Here is a 16,972-nt window from a genome sequence, read left to right as displayed (position 1 = left end):
CAATCGACTTTCGACCGGATTCTTTAACCATGACTCCAAACGTGAAAGGCGCGCTGCTGATGATGGGCAGCATGGCCGCCTTTACCATCAATGATGCTCTGATCAAGGCGGCAGGCGCCGAAGTGCCGTTGTTTCAGATGGTAGCAATGCGCGGATTTTTGGCGACGGTTTTGGTGTTTCTGCTGGCGCGTCATCTGGGGGCGATGCATCTGAATTTCCCGCGTCACGACAAATGGCTGGTGGTGATCCGGTGTCTGGCCGAGCTGTCGGCCACGTTCTTTTTTCTGACCGCGTTGCTGCATATGCCGCTGGCCAACGTGACCGCAGTGCTGCAGGCTCTGCCGCTGACGGTCACGCTGGGCGCAGTGCTGTTTTTCCGCGAACAGATCGGGTGGCGACGAGTTCTGGCGATTGTGTTGGGCTTTGCCGGGATGCTGTTGATTGTGCGGCCCGGCCCCGAGGGATTCAGCATATACGCGATCTATGCCTTGATTGCGGTGGCCTCGGTCACGGCGCGGGATTTGATTACGCGGCGGATGTCAGTGCATGTGCCCTCGCTGGCGGTTACCTTGGCGACGTCCCTGACGATTACCGTGTCGGCGGGGATTGCCACGGTGGCAACAGGTTGGGAACCGGTACCGGTCGGTGCTGGTTTGATGGTGGCATCGGCAGCGGTGTTCGTACTTGGGGGCTATCTTTTCAGCGTCATGGTCATGCGCGTAGGCGAGGTCGGGTTCGTCGCGCCCTTCCGATACTCCAGCCTGATCTGGGCTCTGGGGCTGGGGTGGCTCATTTTCGGGGAATGGCCGGACACGATTACCATGTTCGGGGCAACGCTGGTCGTTGGCGCAGGGCTGTTCACATTATTCCGCGAACGTCAGACGCAGCCCGCCGAGTGAACTTGGCGCACAAGGTTCTGATCTATCGCAAAGCGGGCGATGAATTCACCTTCTTGTTCGGGTGTCAGAGGCAACAGCTCAGTCTTAGTGTCACGCGCATTGCGTGAATCGTTAAACTGGTTGAGCGTGCGCACCCACATCGGCGCGTCAGGATAACTGATGACCGGCATGAAATTCCCGATCCGGTGATGGGCGAAATTCATAATTGTCTGCTCGCAATTTCCACGCACATGCATCGCAAAGCCTATCCCCAACAGGGGGCGCATAACCTGGGCAGCCTGAATGCCATCTGTCCCGAATTCGGCCAGAAAGCCCTTGTTATAGTCGATGGCGACCGTTCGGTTGTTCTCCATCAGACCTTTACTCTCGTCGACGGCAAGGCGCAGACGTTCGACAAAATCCACTGACACGGCATCATCGTCGTCATGGCGGAATTGAACGCAAGGGTCGCTGGGGTCGTTGCGGGCGGCATTCAGAATCTCTTTCATCACCTTGCGATGTCGACCCGGAGCGCGGGCGATGATCTGAACCTGTGGCATGCCGGCGGTTAGATCGCGCAATCGATCCAGAGCGGGTTTGGGAAAGCAATCACCGATCACGATGAGAAACTGAAAATCCTCGTTGGTCTGTTCTCGAATGCAGGGCAGTGTAGTGGTTTCGAACAGGCGAAAGCGTTCTTCTAGGCGGGCGGGGTTGTAAAGGTACCGCCGACGTTCTTCGATCGTTTCATGTTCGACCTGAAAGCCGCCATAGGCAGGATAGGAAAAGCGGCACAGGCCGATGATTTGCATATTTGATCCGTGGGGCAGCGTGTTGCACAGACTATGCCTGCCCGAAAAGGGTGTCGCAACGGCTGCGGTGCTGGAAATTCCGGAAGGGGCCTGATATTCCCGCATAAACAGGCCGGTGAGACACCCATACGGGTGCACTGTTGACACTTGCTCCGACTCCCCCTATTACGCGCGCTATCTCGGTACCGGGGGCCGCCCCATAACCGATTTCAGTAATGGACTGGTCAAGGCCTGAACAATTTTGCAGTTCGCGCCCTCTGATAACCAACCGCGACGTTCACCTCGGAATGGGAACGCTCGCGGGTTTTGCGCTTGTGGACGCATAAGTGCAGCAAGTTTAACCGCACGCAACGCGCGTGCATGTCATGTGTGTTGCAAAACGGGGAAGAAACCGGAATGCCAACTATTCAACAGCTGATCCGCAAACCGCGGCAGCCCAAAGTAAAACGCTCGAAGTCCATGCACCTGGAGCAGTGCCCGCAGAAACGCGGCGTCTGCACCCGCGTGTACACCACCACACCTAAAAAGCCGAACTCGGCTATGCGTAAGGTTGCCAAGGTGCGCCTGACCAACGGGTTCGAGGTCATCTCGTACATCCCCGGTGAAAGCCACAACCTGCAGGAACACTCGGTTGTTCTGATCCGTGGCGGCCGTGTAAAAGACCTTCCCGGTGTGCGTTACCACATCCTGCGCGGTGTTCTGGATACTCAGGGCGTCAAAGACCGTAAGCAGCGTCGTTCGAAATACGGCGCGAAGCGTCCCAAGTAAGAAGGAGAGGCTGATATGTCACGTCGTCACGCCGCCGAAAAACGCGAAGTCCTGCCTGACGCCAAATTTGGCGACAAGGTACTGACCAAATTCATGAACAACCTGATGATCGACGGCAAGAAGTCGGTCGCAGAGCGCATCGTCTACAACGCGTTTGATCGCGTTGAAGGCAAGATCAAGCGCGCACCGGTCGAAGTGTTCCACGAAGCGCTCGACAACATCAAACCGTCGGTCGAGGTTCGCTCGCGCCGGGTTGGTGGTGCAACCTACCAGGTTCCGGTTGAAGTGCGCCCCGAGCGCCGCGAAGCCCTGGCCATCCGCTGGCTGATCTCGGCTGCACGCGCCCGCAACGAAAACACCATGGAAGAACGCCTTGCCGGTGAACTGCTGGACGCTGTACAGTCCCGCGGTACTGCCGTGAAAAAGCGTGAAGACACCCACAAGATGGCCGAGGCGAACAAAGCCTTCAGCCATTATCGTTGGTAATCCAAGAGGCTTAGACCAATGGCACGCGAATATCCGCTCGAACTGTACCGTAACTTCGGTATCATGGCGCACATCGACGCAGGTAAGACCACCTGCTCGGAGCGTATCCTGTATTACACTGGTAAATCCCACAACATCGGTGAGGTGCACGATGGTGCAGCCACCATGGACTGGATGGAGCAGGAGCAGGAACGCGGCATCACCATCACTTCGGCTGCGACCACCACTTTCTGGGAACGCACCGAGGACGGTCAGACCGCAGAAACGCCTAAGCACCGCCTGAACATCATCGACACTCCCGGCCACGTTGACTTCACCATCGAAGTTGAACGTTCGCTGGCAGTTCTCGACGGTGCCGTCTGCGTTCTGGACGCAAACGCCGGTGTTGAACCCCAGACCGAAACCGTGTGGCGTCAGGCTGACCGCTACAAGGTTCCGCGTATGGTTTTCGTCAACAAGATGGACAAGATCGGCGCTGACTTCTTCAACTGCGTCAACATGATCGAAGACCGCACCGGCGCACGTGCTGTTCCGGTTGGTATTCCGATCGGCGCCGAGTCCGAGCTGGAAGGCCTGATCGACCTGGTCACCATGGAAGAGTGGCTGTGGCAGGGCGAAGATCTGGGCGCAAGCTGGATCAAAGCTCCGATCCGCGACAGCCTGAAAGACATGGCTGACGAATGGCGCGGCAAGATGATCGAAGCGGCCGTCGAAATGGACGACGACGCGATGATGGAATACCTGGAAGGCAATGAGCCCGACGTTCCGACCCTGCGCGCCCTGCTGCGCAAAGGTACTCTGGAAATCGCGTTCGTTCCGGTTCTGGGTGGTTCGGCGTTCAAGAACAAAGGCGTTCAGCCGCTGCTCAACGCTGTGATCGACTATCTGCCTAGCCCGCTGGACGTTGTTGATTACATGGGCTTCAAGCCCGGCGACGAGGAAGAAGTTCGTGACATCGCCCGTCGTGCAGACGATGACATGGCCTTCTCGGGCCTGGCATTCAAAATCATGAACGACCCCTTCGTTGGCTCGCTGACCTTCACTCGGATCTACTCGGGCACCATGAACAAGGGTGACTCGATCCTGAACTCGACCAAAGGTAAGAAAGAGCGCATCGGTCGTATGATGATGATGCACTCGAACAACCGGGAAGAGATCGAAGAAGCGTTTGCAGGCGACATCATCGCGCTGGCGGGTCTGAAAGACACCACCACCGGTGACACCCTGTGTGACGCGAAGGATCCGGTGGTTCTGGAAACCATGACCTTCCCCGATCCGGTGATCGAGATCGCGGTTGAGCCCAAAACCAAGGGCGACCAAGAGAAGATGTCCCAGGGTCTGGCCCGTCTGGCCGCCGAAGACCCGTCCTTCCGTGTGGAAACCGACCTGGAATCGGGTCAGACCATCATGAAGGGCATGGGCGAACTTCACCTGGACATCCTGGTGGACCGTCTGAAGCGCGAATTCAAGGTCGAGGCGAACATTGGTGCGCCGCAGGTGGCCTACCGTGAGACCATCTCGATGCCGGTCGAACACACCTACACCCACAAGAAACAGTCTGGTGGTTCGGGTCAGTTCGCGGAAGTCAAGCTGGAGATTCAGCCGACCGAGCCGGGCGAAGGTTATTCCTTCGAAAGCCGCATCGTTGGTGGTGCCGTTCCGAAGGAATACATCCCTGGTGTTGAAAAAGGCATCAACTCGGTCATGGATAGCGGCCCGCTGGCTGGCTTCCCCGTGATCGACTTCAAGGTTGCTCTGCTGGACGGTAAGTTCCACGACGTTGACTCGAGCGTACTGGCGTTCGAAATCGCATCGCGGATGTGTATGCGTGAAGGCATGCGCAAAGCTGGCGCGAAGCTGCTGGAACCGATCATGAAAGTCGAAGTGATCACCCCGGAAGAATACACCGGCGGTATCATCGGCGACCTGACTTCGCGTCGGGGCCAGGTGTCTGGACAAGAGCCGCGCGGCAACGCGATCGCCATCGATGCGTTTGTTCCGCTGGCCAACATGTTCGGCTACATCAACACTCTGCGTTCGATGTCGTCGGGTCGTGCCCAGTTCACCATGCAGTTCGACCACTACGATCCGGTTCCGCAGAACATCTCGGACGAGATTCAGGCGAAATACGCATAAGCGAAGATTTGAGGGAGCGCGGCTAACGCGCTCCCTTCATTACCGAAAAAGGAGGCCATCATGGCAAAGGAAAAGTTTGAGCGTACAAAACCGCACGTCAACATCGGCACGATTGGGCACGTTGACCACGGTAAAACCACGCTGACCGCAGCAATCACCAAGTATTTCGGTGACTTCAAAGCGTATGACCAAATCGACGGCGCGCCTGAAGAGAAGGCTCGTGGCATCACCATCTCGACCGCCCACGTGGAATACGAGACCGACAACCGCCACTATGCACACGTCGACTGCCCCGGCCACGCCGACTACGTCAAGAACATGATCACCGGTGCCGCTCAGATGGACGGCGCGATCCTAGTTGTGAACGCTGCTGACGGCCCGATGCCGCAGACCCGCGAGCACATCCTGCTGGGCCGCCAGGTTGGCATCCCGAAGATGGTCGTGTTCATGAACAAAGTTGACCAGGTTGACGACGAAGAGCTGCTGGAACTGGTTGAGATGGAAGTTCGCGAACTGCTGTCCAGCTACGAATACCCTGGCGACGATATTCCGATCATCGCAGGTTCGGCTCTGGCCGCGATGGAAGGCAACAACCCGGAAATCGGCGAAGAGAAGATCAAGGAACTGATGGCGGCTGTTGATGACTACATCGACACCCCTGAGCGTGAAGTTGACAAGCCGTTCCTGATGCCGGTCGAAGACGTGTTCTCGATCTCGGGCCGCGGTACCGTTGTGACCGGTCGTGTTGAGCGTGGCGTGATTAATGTTGGCGACGAGATCGAAATCGTCGGCATCCGCGACACTCAGAAAACCACCTGCACCGGCGTTGAAATGTTCCGCAAGCTGCTGGACCGCGGTGAAGCAGGCGACAACATCGGCGCCCTGCTGCGCGGTATCGACCGTGACGGCGTTGAGCGTGGTCAGGTTCTGTGTAAGCCGGGTTCGGTTACACCGCACACCAAGTTCGAAGCCGAAGCCTATATCCTGACCAAGGAAGAAGGCGGTCGTCACACCCCGTTCTTCGCGAACTACCGTCCGCAGTTCTACTTCCGTACAACGGACGTGACCGGCACCGTGACCCTGGCCGAAGGCACCGAGATGGTCATGCCCGGCGACAACGTCGGCTTCACCGTCGAACTGATCGCCCCGATCGCGATGGAAGACGGCCTGCGTTTCGCCATCCGCGAAGGCGGCCGCACCGTCGGCGCCGGCGTTGTGTCGAAAATCATCGAGTAAGGCGCTTAAGCCAATACTCAAAGAAAGGGCGCCCCTTAGGGCGCCCTTTTTGCTTGGATACCGGTTCCAAGGCACGCAAAATTGTGCTGCTTGTGTAAGATAGCTGCACAAGCAATATTTGAACCTATATGGAAAACTATCTTTTTCTATCTTTCATTCTTCTCGGGACGGGCATTGCTATTGTTCCGGTCGCCGTATGGCTTGGCCTTGGGTCGGTTCTGGGTTTCCTGATTGCCGGAATGCTGCTTGGCCCTGTCTTGTCGGCGCTGAGTGTTGATGTCGGCAGTCTTGAGCGGTTTGCCGAATTTGGCGTTGTCATGATGCTGTTTCTGATTGGTCTGGAACTGGCGCCCAAAAAGCTTTGGGATTTGCGCAAAAGGCTTTTGGGGTTGGGCGGTTTGCAACTGGTTTGTACCTCTCTTGCCGTAATGGGGTTGGCGATGGCGCTTGGGCAGCCGTGGCAGTCGGCCTTGACCATCGGGTTGATATTTTCACTGTCGTCCACGGCTATAGTGTTGCAAACACTGCATGAAAAAGGGCTGCTGATGGGAGCCGGAGGGCAATCCAGCTTTTCGGTTCTGTTGATGCAGGACATTGTGGTGATCCCAATTCTGGCGCTTCTGCCGCTACTGGCTCTGCCAGAGCTTGCCGCGATAGGGGGCGGGTCCGTCAGTCACGGGCCCACGACAAACACCGGACTTTCACTGAATCTTGTGCAAGGCATGCCGGGCTGGCTCAGGGCCCTTGTCACGCTTGGCTCGATCATTCTGGTGATTGTTGGCGGTGCTTATCTGACCGGGCCAGTGTTCCGATATGTTGAGTCTGCTAATCTGCCTGAACTGTTCACGGCCATGGCCCTGACCCTTGTGGTCGGTGTGGCCGTGTTGATGATGGCCGTGGGACTGACACCGGCATTGGGGGCGTTCATCGCCGGGGTGGTTTTGGCCAACAGCGAATATCGCAATGCGCTGGAAAAAGAGATCACTCCGTTCAAAGGGCTGTTTCTGGGGTTGTTTTTTGTCAGCGTCGGAGCCTCGGTGAATTTCCGATTGATGGTCGATAACATGGGGCTGGTTGTCTCGCTGACCCTTGGCGTGATGGCCATCAAGGCCGTGGTGCTTTTTGCGCTTGGCCGATTGTTTGGTGTGACTGGTGCAAGTAATTGGCTATTCGCGTTGGGAATGGCGCAGGCCGGTGAGTTCGGCTTTGTGCTGCTGTCCTTCTCGGTCGCAACCCATGTGCTGAGTGCCGATCTGGCAAATACGCTGATCATTGTCGTTGCGCTTTCGATGGTGCTGACGCCGTTGCTGTTTTTGATTTACGAACGGGTTGTTGCGCCCGGTACGCACAGGCTCAACCGTCGGAGAGTTAGGGACCAATAGCAGGGACGAAGTTTTGGAACTTTATGGCTGTTGAAATTCTCTCAAAGATTGTGGATGGTTCGCGCGCACAATCTTGAGGGTGCATAGACTATGTTTTTGAAGATTCTCACATTTCTCGGCTTTGGATTGGCAAGTGTTTCAGCGCTGCATGCAGAAGAAGAAATTGTCGTTCAGTTGAATACACGCACATTCTATGCAGGTGAGGACTTTTCGGGGCGGGACTCTGACGCGAAATTTCTTCCGATCAATAGGCTTGATTGGTTGAACGAAATGTTGAAGGAAATCCACTTCTGGACAATACTGTCATTCACATTAAGCAATTAAACCCGGGGTCCGATTCGCTTGGTCGCCAACAGGCCCGGTGGAGGTACCCATACCCTGAGCCAGTACCTAATCACCTGAGGTTGCCGGGCTACACTGTGCATTCTAGCGGGCAAGATGGTTTCAGGTTGTTGTATCTGACCCCAAATCTTCGCGAAACAGTACGCAATTGGCTGCACCGCAGAAAGGGATTCCAATACTTACGAGTGGTGTGGGCTACGCGCTCGATATCCACTTGACCCGCTGGTAATGGTACTGACTCGTATCTATAATCCGCCGCCGATGGATCAAATGGACGAGTTTTTCAAGAGGTCGCCGAGATTACCGTTGGTATTGCGCTGTGTTTGGATGTTACGGATCATCTGGAAAACGACGCAAAACGATCGGTGGATGAGTACCTAGCCAAAGGTTCAGAAAGCTTCTGTGCCGATGGGTTATCATCCTGAACTCAAGCGCTTTGCCAATCTTCGCATCAAAGTACTAAGGTTTGGCCAAAGGCGCCGATATTGTTCTGACTCATTTCCCTTGCCAAACCCCATCAACCCCTGTAGATCGCGCGGGTTCTCATCAAGAACATCAAGGCGGGGTGATTCCCGCCTTTTGGGTTCGAAGAGGGTTGGCGATGCGCGTCTGTCCTCCTCTCAACCTCAACGCCTGATAAAAGGCTGTTAATATGCAAAGCCAAAACATCCGTATTCGGCTGAAGGCATTTGACTATCGCGTTCTGGATGCCAGCACGCAAGAGATCGTCAACACTGCCAAGCGGACCGGCGCGAACGTGCGCGGCCCGATCCCGCTGCCGAACAAGATTGAGAAGTTCACGGTTCTCCGTGGCCCTCACGTTGACAAGAAATCCCGCGACCAGTTCGAGATACGTACGCACAAGCGTCTGCTCGACATCGTTGATCCGACCCCCCAGACCGTTGACGCGCTGATGAAGCTCGACCTCGCTGCTGGTGTGGACGTCGAGATCAAGCTGCAGTCGTAAGATCGGAGGGTATAGATTATGCGCTCTGGTATTATCGCAAAAAAAGTTGGCATGACCCGCCTGTTCATGGAAGACGGTAAGCAGATTCCTGTGACCGTTCTTCACCTGGACAACCTGCAGGTCGTTGCACAGCGTACGGCTGACAAAGACGGCTACACCGCCGTTCAGCTGGGCGCCGGTGCTGCCAAAGCAAAACGCACCTCGAAAGCCATGCGCGGCCACTATGCCGCTGCAAAGGTTGAGCCCAAGCGTAAGCTGGCCGAGTTCCGCGTCTCCGAAGATGGCCTGATTGAAGTGGGTGCTGAGATTTCGGCAGAACACTTCCTGGAAGGTCAGAAGGTTGACGTTTCGGGTACCTCGATCGGTAAAGGCTTTGCCGGTGCGATGAAGCGCCACAACTTCGGTGGTCTGCGCGCCTCGCACGGTGTTTCGATCAGCCACCGTTCGCACGGTTCGACCGGTCAGTGTCAGGACCCGGGCAAGGTGTTCAAAGGCAAGAAGATGGCCGGTCACATGGGTGCTGCCCGTGTTACCACCCAGAACCTGGAAGTCGTCAAAACCGACGCCGACCGTGGTCTGGTCTTCATCAAAGGCGCCGTTCCCGGACCGAAATCGGGCTGGGTCACCGTCAAGGACGCCGTCAAGAAGAAAGCACCGGAAGGCCTGCCTTTCCCGGCTGCTGTTAAATCGGCTGCAACCGAAGCACCTGCGGAAGAAGCACCCGCGGAAGGTGGTGAAGCATGAAACTTGATGTAATCAATCTGGACGGCGGCAAAGCCGGCAACATCGAGCTGGATGCAGACCTGTTCGGCCTGGAGCCGCGCGCGGACATCCTGCACCGTGTGGTCCGTTGGCAGCGCAACAACGCGCAGGCCGGCACCCACAAGGTGAAGACCCGCTCGGAAACCAGCTACTCGACCAAGAAGATCTATCGCCAGAAGGGCACCGGTGGCGCTCGTCACGGTGACCGCAACGCGCCGATCTTCCGCAAGGGTGGTATCTACAAGGGCCCGACCCCTCGTTCGCACGGCCACGACCTGCCGAAGAAGTTCCGCAAGCTTGGCCTGCGCCACGCTCTGTCGGCCAAAGCCAAGGCAGGTGAACTGGTTGTGATCGAGAACGCCGAAGCCGAAGGCAAGACCGCCGCTCTGGCCAAACAGGTTGCAAACCTGGGCTGGAAACGCGCTCTGGTCATCGACGGCGCGACCGTGAACGAAGGTTTCCTGAAGGCGTCGCGCAACATCGAAGGTCTGGATATCCTGCCGTCGATGGGTGCAAACGTTTATGACATCCTCAAGCGTGACACCCTGGTGCTCACCAAAGCGGCTGTCGAAGCACTGGAGGCTCGTCTGAAATGAGCGCGAAGGCAGAACACTACGACGTAATCCGCAAGCCGATCATCACCGAAAAGTCGACCATGGCGTCCGAGAACGGCGCGATTGTCTTTGAAGTGGCGATCGACAGCAACAAACCGCAGATCAAAGAAGCGGTTGAATCGCTGTTTGGTGTCAAGGTGAAGGCGGTGAACACCACCATCACCAAAGGCAAGGTCAAGCGGTTCCGTGGCCAGTTGGGCAAGCGGAAAGACGTGAAAAAAGCATATGTAACCCTGGAAGAGGGTAACACCATCGACGTGTCGACCGGTCTCTGATCCGGTTACACCAAACGGTGAGAACATGATCAGGCTTCGCCCCCGAATGGTGGGCGGAGCCTTTTTACGTTTGGGTCAGGAAGCTGCCATGTCCAAGGCAGGAACGGGTGTCTGACGGCAAGCCGTTAGCGTTTTGTTACCGGCGTTCTTTCGCCGCTAACCCGTGACAGGGGAGCGGACTGCGTTATCTTCAGTAGTGAACGGGGCAAAAGGTTGAAGATCATTCTGTTGATTGGGCGGTGACTATGGGGTGGTACGCCCAAGCGTTTTGACTGATGCGCCGAATGCTTCGGAAATTATAGGTACGGTCAAATGAACAAACGTGGAGCAAACAAATCAATCTCTGTGAATTCGGACCGTTTTGCGCGCAAGCAGGGGTTCGTTACCCAGCGCTTACTGCGGCTTTTTATGGGGTCAGTGGACCCTGCCGATGACGCGGTTTCAGGGTCCCAAACCGAAGCCAAACGCAATCAGTTACTGGGGCAGATGCGGGCTTTCAGCGCCGAGCCATACTTTCAGATCGCTGATGAAAATCTCGGGCTTTTGTCCGTATTCGATGATCTGAAATATGACAGGGCGGATGTTGACATGGTTTCTCCGGCGATGCGGAGACATGTTATCGGCAAGCTTGGGCCGCTGGGGTTTTGTCAGATCTCGGGCACGGTACTAGAACATCCGCAGGCTGATATGCGCGTGTACATCCCCAAGTTCCACGCCCTTGGGGCGTCGCCCTTCGATATCATCCGCTATACCGACAAACGGCCGCAGGATTTTTGCCTGCTAACGCCGACCCAGGTGGCCTGTCAGTTTATCGACCATTACGAGTTGGATGACGCAGTGCAGAGGGTCGAAGCGCTGATTGTGAAGCATCCGATCAACCTGCTCAAGCTGGCGGATTATCTTGAGGGGAAACCCAGGCACCGCGCTTTTCGCGAGGTGTTGGGCCATATCAAACTAAAGCAGCGCATTGCGGTTGAATCTGAACCACTGTGTCGCAGGCGGTCATTGGGGTGATCGTCGATCTGGGTCTTTGATGTTTCGTTCAATCCGCCTGACGTCCTGCGGACGCAAGGAACGCCTGCCAACCCTCGGCACCGCCAAGTGCGCGCATCTTTTCATGCAGCAGCGGTCCGTAGATTTTCCACATACGTTTACGCAGCTCTTTGCCCTTGTCTGTAATCTGCAGCATTTTACCGCGCCTGTCTCCGGCATAAGATACGAATTCGATTAGCCCCTCAGAAACCATTCGTCTGCTGAGATGAGACAGGTTCGACTGCTCAAAAATGGTGTCTTGAGCAAGTTCAAAAGGGCGCAGCCTTCCTCCGTGCCGCTCAAGCGACCATAGCAAGTCATACCATTTCAGAGGCGGCAGGCCCGCATCTTTCAAGGCTGCACTGATTTCTGATTGGATAAGCCGGGTTGTCCGGTTCATGGCCACCCAGATGTCTGTTTCCAATGGGGTTGGCAGATCGTTCTTCACAACTTTGTGTTTGCTCCAAATCTTATTGCTGTTGGCTGCAAATTCAACTAGATGAAAATTCATCTAAAAACCAGCCCCATTGCAGATGAAAGGAACATAACGATGACTTTCAAATCTATGATCGCAGCCGTTGCAGTAGCTGTCGCCGTCACCCCGGCCTTTGCGCAGACTTACAAAACCGACCAGGGGCATACCGAGGTGCGCTTTGGCTGGAGCCATGCAGGCGTGTCCAACCAGCATGCCGAGTTCACCAAGGCCGAAGGCGTGCTGGACCTGAACGCGGATGATGTCGAGGCATCGACCCTGAACGTGACAATTGACACAAACAGCCTGTCGTCGGGCTTTGGCCCGCTGGACGACCACCTGAAGTCGGCGGATTTCTTTGAGGTCGAAACCTACCCCGAGATCACCTTTGTCAGCACCGGGATCGCGCGGACCGGAGACACCACAGCGGATGTGACCGGTGACCTGACCATCCACGGCGTGACCAAACCCGTGACCTTGAAGGCGACTCTGACCCATCAGGGCGAGCACCCGCTGGGCAGCGCCATCGAATATTACGCGGGCGATTGGGTGGCCTTCACGGCAGAGGGCGAGATTGACCACATGGAGTTCGGTGTGGGGCCCTTCTCGACCGGGCCGATCAGCATCATAATTGCAACCGAGATGAAGGCGGACGGCTAATATTACGGTCGACCGAGCCGTTGGGCTGGCGTCAAAAACACATATGTACGTGGAACGGATGACGCCATCGGCGATTTCACTTGCCAAGATCTGACCCGACATCGGACAATCGAACAAGGCCCCCGTGACTTCGGAGGCCTTTTTTTGAGCGGCAGCACCATAAATTGAACGCCAAACATCGCGATTGGTCCAGAATCAGGTTGCTATGTCGGTGTGGTCGTCTATCCGGTGTGCTGAAAGAAAAAGATATGGCAGGCACATGACGGAAACCAATCTATCGACCTTGGCAAAGCCGGATGTGACCGCCGCGCGTGACTGGGTGACGACGCTTGCCAAATATCGCGAACCGAACCAGTTGCGCAGTTGGTTCGAGCTTGGCGTCAGCATCATTCCATTCATCGCATTGTGGGCAGTGTCGTGGATGTTCCTGTCCGTCAGCTATTGGCTTGCTTTTGCAGTCTCAGTCCTCAACGCGGCATTCCTGTTGCGCCTGTTTGCCATTCAGCACGATTGCGGGCACGGGGCTTTCTTCACGAACCGAACGGTCAGTGACTGGGTCGGGCGGGTGATCGGAGTGCTGACTCTGACGCCCTATGATGTTTGGCGCCGTACGCATTCCACGCACCACAACTCTTCGGGCAATCTGGACAAGCGGGGGATGGGTGACATCCACACGCTGACGGTGGCCGAATACCGTGCGATGACGTCGATGAACCGTTTTTGGTATCGGGTGTATCGGCACCCAATTACCCTGTTTGGCTTTGGTCCCGGGTATCTGTTCCTGTTTCAGAACCGGCTGCCGCTTGGCCTGACGGGTATTCCGAAATTCTGGGTCAGTGCAATGGTTACAAATCTTGCCATTATGATCGTGCTGGGAGGCATCTACTATTTTGGTGGCGTGATGCCGATGTTGCTGATTTTCCTGCCCTCGACCCTGATTGCCGCGGCGGCCGGCGTCTGGCTGTTCTACGTCCAGCACCAATTCGAAGAGACGCAATGGGATCCCGATAAGGATTGGCAGCTGCACGAGGCTGCCCTGCACGGAAGCTCTCATTACATCCTGCCATCCGTATTGCAGTGGTTCAGCGCCAATATCGGCATCCACCACGTGCACCACCTCTACAGCCGCATTCCGTTCTATCGCCTGACCGAAGTGCTGCGCGATCATGATGAGCTGGCCAACAGCAACCAGATGACCATCCGAGAGAGCCTCGCCAACGCGCGCCTGCACCTGTGGGATGAGAAGAGCCGTCGTTTGCTGTCCTTCGCCGAGGCCCGCGCGCTTTATGGGTGAAGGCATTGCCCATCACTGATCGGACCCACCCGTGCGGAGCGATGAGCAGCTCCAGCGACTGCCCGTGGGATGGCGCAGCTACGCCTGATCAATGTGCTTTATGGTGCCAGATACATCCGAATTCCTAGCGAGACGTAAACGTCCCCAGCGCCAGCCCGCCGGGACGGGCAGTCGCTGGCGCGGCGGGCTCCGGCCTTGTTCCGCGCCTAGAAGAATAAGCGGAAAGACGTCGAGAAAGCATATGTGATCCTGGAAGAGGGGGACACTGTTTACGTTAGCTCCGTCTTTGAGTCTGAAGGCGGACAACAACTCGAATAAGCCCAGCTATTTAGTGGAAGCTACTTTAGGTGGCTGCTTGTTGAGTTCACCTTGCTCTTCTAAATCTAAATTAGCAGGATCGAGGTTGGTATGGCGCGCGTTACTCTTGGAAGGGCCTTAGTCTCTTCAAGTCCTGAAGGTCCAGATCCGGCGGATGTGCTTGAGTGGTATCGCCGCCGACTGGATGAGTATGATCAGGTTCAGCGCGAGAAGGGGGCTGCCGCGCCGTGGTGTGGCGTGTGCAATATCTTAAGAACCCGTATCTTCTTTGTGCTCAGATGAAGAGCTTCGGGAGCGTTGATGTGTATGCGAACACGACAACTCTAACTGAAGAGGGCAAAATTGGTATGGACCCCGAAGAGATAAGGAAGCCGGGGTCCATGACTGAGGCATTCACTCACATGCTTGAAGCATGCAATGCGCGTGGCGGTGTTGAAGGCGACTACATTGCTATGGGAAACGCTGAAATCCAGAAATACTTTGAGCACGGCGAACCGCCGGGCGTTGGGATGTTCAGAGATATGCCGGTGCGGCTGAAAAACTGCATCGTCAAGTTTTCTCGCCGCGAGTTTTGGAGCCAATGCTTCGAAAGGGTCGGTTAGGCTCGCCCCGGCAAGCTACTACGCTCGCGGAGGTCACCTAAAGTCCATACATGACCTTGAAACGCAGAAGACTCTTAGGATTCCGGCTGTCAAAGATGCTCTCTCGGGAAAGACACATATTAACTACCAAGGAGCAAACCTTCCAATTGAAGGTGGTGCCATTTCGATGCCCGTAGTTGTACCGGACTATTTCCTTTCTCAGCGTGCCTTAATCTTGATCGTCGGATGCCCACCGATTTCGAGGCCAATGCAGCGCTCATCATTCGTGACGCCGAGGGCTTTTCGCGTAAGGTAAAAAAGGCCTTCAAAAGGAAGTATGGTCAGTCGGAGGTGTACTGTGGACCAGTAACCTATTTCGATCCCTTCAGATGGCGCCCCAATGGGCGTGTTCACCCGAAATGATGAAGCATTTTGCTTTTTCCTATCAGAAAGAATATCGAATTGTTGCCCGGCCTGTCGGCAAGAGCATCGACGCAGAACCAATTTTCTTGGAGATTGGATCAATGCAAGACTATGCAGAGATTGTTCCGAGGCTATGAGGTTTTGTAAGGCCGTTCCCGGTGTGCACGCGGCAAGGCTTATGCGCGGCAATTTCGATAGCGCGAGCATGCCTAAGAAAATAGGCTCACACCCTATAGACACCCCCCCCCAACACTGCTAAATGCACCCAATCTTACGGCCTCGGATTCGTTCCGGGGCCTCTGATATTTGTAACCGGGGACCTTCGGGGCCCTATACCCTTGGCACCTACGGGGGCCTATCACATAGCGGGGAAAACCCCTGCACTTGCTAAACGGAAGACAGAAAGCATGGCACTCAAGTCGTACAAGCCGACGACGCCGGGCCAGCGCGGGCTGGTGCTGATCGACCGTTCGGAGCTTTGGAAAGGACGTCCGGTCAAGTCTCTCACAGAGGGTTTGACCAAATCGGGCGGCCGGAACAACACCGGACGGATCACTTCACGCCGCCGCGGCGGTGGCGCAAAGCGTCTCTACCGGATCGTTGACTTCAAACGGAATAAATTTGATGTCGCGGCAACCGTCGAACGGATCGAATATGACCCGAACCGGACCGCATTCATCGCACTGGTAAAATACGAAGACGGCGAGCAGGCGTATATCCTGGCTCCGCAGCGTCTGGCTGTTGGTGATAAAGTCGTGGCATCCGCCAAGGCCGACATCAAGCCAGGCAACGCAATGCCGTTCTCGGGCATGCCCATTGGTACCATCGTCCACAACATCGAGATGAAGCCTGGTAAAGGCGGTCAGATCGCACGTGCGGCCGGTACTTACGCTCAGTTCGTTGGCCGCGATGGCGGCTACGCTCAGATCCGTCTGAGCTCGGGCGAGCTGCGCATGGTCCGTCAGGAATGCATGGCCACCGTCGGTGCCGTGTCCAACCCCGACAACAGCAACCAAAACCTCGGTAAAGCCGGTCGTATGCGCCACAAGGGCGTTCGTCCGTCGGTTCGTGGTGTTGCAATGAACCCGATCGATCACCCGCACGGTGGTGGTGAAGGTCGTACCTCGGGTGGCCGTACGCCGGTTACTCCGTGGGGTAAGGACACCAAGGGTAAGCGTACCCGCAACAAGAACAAAGCGTCCCAGAAGCTGATCATCCGCTCGCGGCACGCCAAGAAGAAGGGACGTTAATCTATGTCTCGCTCTGTTTGGAAGGGTCCTTTCGTCGATGCTTACGTGCTGAAAAAAGCCGAAGCAGCGCGCGAGTCGGGCCGCAACGAAGTCATCAAAATCTGGTCGCGTCGTTCCACCATTCTGCCCCAATTCGTGGGTCTGACCTTTGGTGTGTACAACGGCCAGAAGCATATCCCGGTAAACGTCTCGGAAGACATGATCGGTCAGAAGTTCGGTGAATACTCGCCGACTCGCACCTATTACGGTCACGCCGCAGACAAAAAAGCGAAGCGGAAGTAAGT

General features: G+C 56.1%; 18 protein-coding genes. 16 read left to right on the top strand and 2 right to left on the bottom strand.

From position 1 onward, the window contains the following. Positions 1 to 29 precede the first annotated feature (29 nt). Positions 30 to 899, top strand: a complete 870-nt coding sequence (locus ACR3EP_RS12110; RefSeq protein ID WP_170398412.1) for a DMT family transporter — start codon at positions 30 to 32, stop codon at positions 897 to 899. Here ACR3EP_RS12110 and ACR3EP_RS12105 read toward each other — a convergent pair. Then, a complete protein-coding gene (locus ACR3EP_RS12105; protein WP_170506634.1) occupies positions 878 to 1,690 on the bottom strand; it encodes a putative rhamnosyl transferase in 813 nt (270 codons plus the stop codon). The two genes, ACR3EP_RS12110 and ACR3EP_RS12105, sit on opposite strands and share 22 nt — an antisense overlap. Positions 1,691 to 2,086: 396 nt before the next feature. On the opposite strand from ACR3EP_RS12105, the gene rpsL reads away from it, so the two are divergent. The 10 genes from rpsL (at position 2,087) to ACR3EP_RS12055 (ending at position 11,672) form a co-directional block, all read left to right on the top strand. After that, complete coding sequence (gene rpsL, locus ACR3EP_RS12100) at positions 2,087 to 2,458, top strand: 30S ribosomal protein S12 (RefSeq protein ID WP_005621086.1); 372 nt, start codon at positions 2,087 to 2,089, stop codon at positions 2,456 to 2,458. 15 nt (positions 2,459 to 2,473) lie between these two features. Then, positions 2,474 to 2,944 carry a 30S ribosomal protein S7 gene (gene rpsG, locus ACR3EP_RS12095; RefSeq protein WP_058283017.1) on the top strand — a complete coding sequence of 157 codons (471 nt, stop codon included), beginning with the start codon at positions 2,474 to 2,476 and terminating at the stop codon, positions 2,942 to 2,944. Between the two features lie 18 nt (positions 2,945 to 2,962). Then, entirely contained in the window at positions 2,963 to 5,080 is a 2,118-nt protein-coding gene (fusA, locus tag ACR3EP_RS12090) for an elongation factor G (protein WP_170350956.1), read from the top strand. A 60-nt stretch (positions 5,081 to 5,140) separates the two neighbouring features. Further along, the gene (tuf, locus tag ACR3EP_RS12085) at positions 5,141 to 6,316 is read left to right on the top strand and encodes an elongation factor Tu (RefSeq protein WP_170415189.1); all 1,176 of its coding nucleotides are present in this window, start codon (positions 5,141 to 5,143) and stop codon (positions 6,314 to 6,316) included. Positions 6,317 to 6,444: 128 nt separating this feature from the next. After that, positions 6,445 to 7,698, top strand: a complete 1,254-nt coding sequence (locus tag ACR3EP_RS12080) for a cation:proton antiporter domain-containing protein (RefSeq protein ID WP_480638012.1) — start codon at positions 6,445 to 6,447, stop codon at positions 7,696 to 7,698. 994 nt (positions 7,699 to 8,692) lie between these two features. After that, entirely contained in the window at positions 8,693 to 9,007 is a 315-nt protein-coding gene (gene rpsJ / locus ACR3EP_RS12075; RefSeq protein WP_008756422.1) for a 30S ribosomal protein S10, read from the top strand. An 18-nt stretch (positions 9,008 to 9,025) separates the two neighbouring features. Next, a complete protein-coding gene (rplC, locus tag ACR3EP_RS12070; RefSeq protein WP_170351686.1) occupies positions 9,026 to 9,751 on the top strand; it encodes a 50S ribosomal protein L3 in 726 nt (241 codons plus the stop codon). Further along, positions 9,748 to 10,365: a 50S ribosomal protein L4 gene (gene rplD, locus ACR3EP_RS12065; protein WP_170362268.1), complete on the top strand. Its 618-nt coding sequence runs from the start codon at positions 9,748 to 9,750 to the stop codon at positions 10,363 to 10,365. The genes rplC and rplD overlap by 4 nt, the downstream gene beginning before the upstream one ends. After that, positions 10,362 to 10,658 (top strand): 50S ribosomal protein L23, encoded by a 297-nt coding sequence (locus ACR3EP_RS12060; RefSeq protein ID WP_058272362.1) that lies wholly within the window; start codon positions 10,362 to 10,364, stop codon positions 10,656 to 10,658. Before rplD ends, ACR3EP_RS12060 begins: the two co-directional genes overlap by 4 nt. Before the next feature lie 312 nt (positions 10,659 to 10,970). Beyond that, complete coding sequence (locus ACR3EP_RS12055; RefSeq protein ID WP_480638009.1) at positions 10,971 to 11,672, top strand: hypothetical protein; 702 nt, start codon at positions 10,971 to 10,973, stop codon at positions 11,670 to 11,672. Between the two features lie 28 nt (positions 11,673 to 11,700). Here ACR3EP_RS12055 and ACR3EP_RS12050 read toward each other — a convergent pair whose 3' ends face one another. Next, complete coding sequence (locus tag ACR3EP_RS12050; RefSeq protein ID WP_367648496.1) at positions 11,701 to 12,138, bottom strand: MarR family winged helix-turn-helix transcriptional regulator; 438 nt, start codon at positions 12,136 to 12,138, stop codon at positions 11,701 to 11,703. Positions 12,139 to 12,240: 102 nt separating this feature from the next. Between ACR3EP_RS12050 and ACR3EP_RS12045 the strand changes: the two genes are divergently transcribed. From ACR3EP_RS12045 to rpsS, 5 genes are all read left to right on the top strand, one after another. Continuing rightward, positions 12,241 to 12,822 carry a YceI family protein gene (locus ACR3EP_RS12045; protein WP_170351684.1) on the top strand — a complete coding sequence of 194 codons (582 nt, stop codon included), beginning with the start codon at positions 12,241 to 12,243 and terminating at the stop codon, positions 12,820 to 12,822. Positions 12,823 to 13,081: 259 nt separating this feature from the next. Continuing rightward, entirely contained in the window at positions 13,082 to 14,116 is a 1,035-nt protein-coding gene (locus ACR3EP_RS12040; protein WP_480638006.1) for a fatty acid desaturase, read from the top strand. Between the two features lie 698 nt (positions 14,117 to 14,814). Continuing rightward, on the top strand, positions 14,815 to 15,036 hold the full coding sequence (locus ACR3EP_RS12035; protein ID WP_480638005.1) for a hypothetical protein: 222 nt from the start codon (positions 14,815 to 14,817) through the stop codon (positions 15,034 to 15,036). An 809-nt stretch (positions 15,037 to 15,845) separates the two neighbouring features. Then, positions 15,846 to 16,688 carry a 50S ribosomal protein L2 gene (gene rplB / locus ACR3EP_RS12030; protein ID WP_008757664.1) on the top strand — a complete coding sequence of 281 codons (843 nt, stop codon included), beginning with the start codon at positions 15,846 to 15,848 and terminating at the stop codon, positions 16,686 to 16,688. A 3-nt stretch (positions 16,689 to 16,691) separates the two neighbouring features. Next, positions 16,692 to 16,970, top strand: coding sequence for a 30S ribosomal protein S19 (gene rpsS / locus ACR3EP_RS12025; protein ID WP_005980699.1), 279 nt, complete (start codon positions 16,692 to 16,694; stop codon positions 16,968 to 16,970). Positions 16,971 to 16,972: the final 2 nt, after the last annotated feature.

The sequence above is a fragment of the Ruegeria sp. BB10 genome (assembly GCF_056535725.1).
This window is presented reverse-complemented; position numbering and strand designations above follow the sequence as displayed.

Excerpts from the sequence above, each read along its gene's own strand:
- ACR3EP_RS12110 (WP_170398412.1), top strand. The coding sequence starts at position 30 with ATGACTCCAAACGTGAAAGGCGCGCTGCTGATGATGGGCAGCATGGCC.
- ACR3EP_RS12105 (WP_170506634.1), bottom strand. The coding sequence starts at position 1,690 with ATGCAAATCATCGGCCTGTGCCGCTTTTCCTATCCTGCCTATGGCGGC.
- rpsL (WP_005621086.1), top strand. The coding sequence starts at position 2,087 with ATGCCAACTATTCAACAGCTGATCCGCAAACCGCGGCAGCCCAAAGTA.
- rpsG (WP_058283017.1), top strand. The coding sequence starts at position 2,474 with ATGTCACGTCGTCACGCCGCCGAAAAACGCGAAGTCCTGCCTGACGCC.
- fusA (WP_170350956.1), top strand. The coding sequence starts at position 2,963 with ATGGCACGCGAATATCCGCTCGAACTGTACCGTAACTTCGGTATCATG.
- tuf (WP_170415189.1), top strand. The coding sequence starts at position 5,141 with ATGGCAAAGGAAAAGTTTGAGCGTACAAAACCGCACGTCAACATCGGC.
- ACR3EP_RS12080 (WP_480638012.1), top strand. The coding sequence starts at position 6,445 with ATGGAAAACTATCTTTTTCTATCTTTCATTCTTCTCGGGACGGGCATT.
- rpsJ (WP_008756422.1), top strand. The coding sequence starts at position 8,693 with ATGCAAAGCCAAAACATCCGTATTCGGCTGAAGGCATTTGACTATCGC.
- rplC (WP_170351686.1), top strand. The coding sequence starts at position 9,026 with ATGCGCTCTGGTATTATCGCAAAAAAAGTTGGCATGACCCGCCTGTTC.
- rplD (WP_170362268.1), top strand. The coding sequence starts at position 9,748 with ATGAAACTTGATGTAATCAATCTGGACGGCGGCAAAGCCGGCAACATC.
- ACR3EP_RS12060 (WP_058272362.1), top strand. The coding sequence starts at position 10,362 with ATGAGCGCGAAGGCAGAACACTACGACGTAATCCGCAAGCCGATCATC.
- ACR3EP_RS12055 (WP_480638009.1), top strand. The coding sequence starts at position 10,971 with ATGAACAAACGTGGAGCAAACAAATCAATCTCTGTGAATTCGGACCGT.
- ACR3EP_RS12045 (WP_170351684.1), top strand. The coding sequence starts at position 12,241 with ATGACTTTCAAATCTATGATCGCAGCCGTTGCAGTAGCTGTCGCCGTC.
- ACR3EP_RS12040 (WP_480638006.1), top strand. The coding sequence starts at position 13,082 with ATGACGGAAACCAATCTATCGACCTTGGCAAAGCCGGATGTGACCGCC.
- ACR3EP_RS12035 (WP_480638005.1), top strand. The coding sequence starts at position 14,815 with ATGACTGAGGCATTCACTCACATGCTTGAAGCATGCAATGCGCGTGGC.
- rplB (WP_008757664.1), top strand. The coding sequence starts at position 15,846 with ATGGCACTCAAGTCGTACAAGCCGACGACGCCGGGCCAGCGCGGGCTG.
- rpsS (WP_005980699.1), top strand. The coding sequence starts at position 16,692 with ATGTCTCGCTCTGTTTGGAAGGGTCCTTTCGTCGATGCTTACGTGCTG.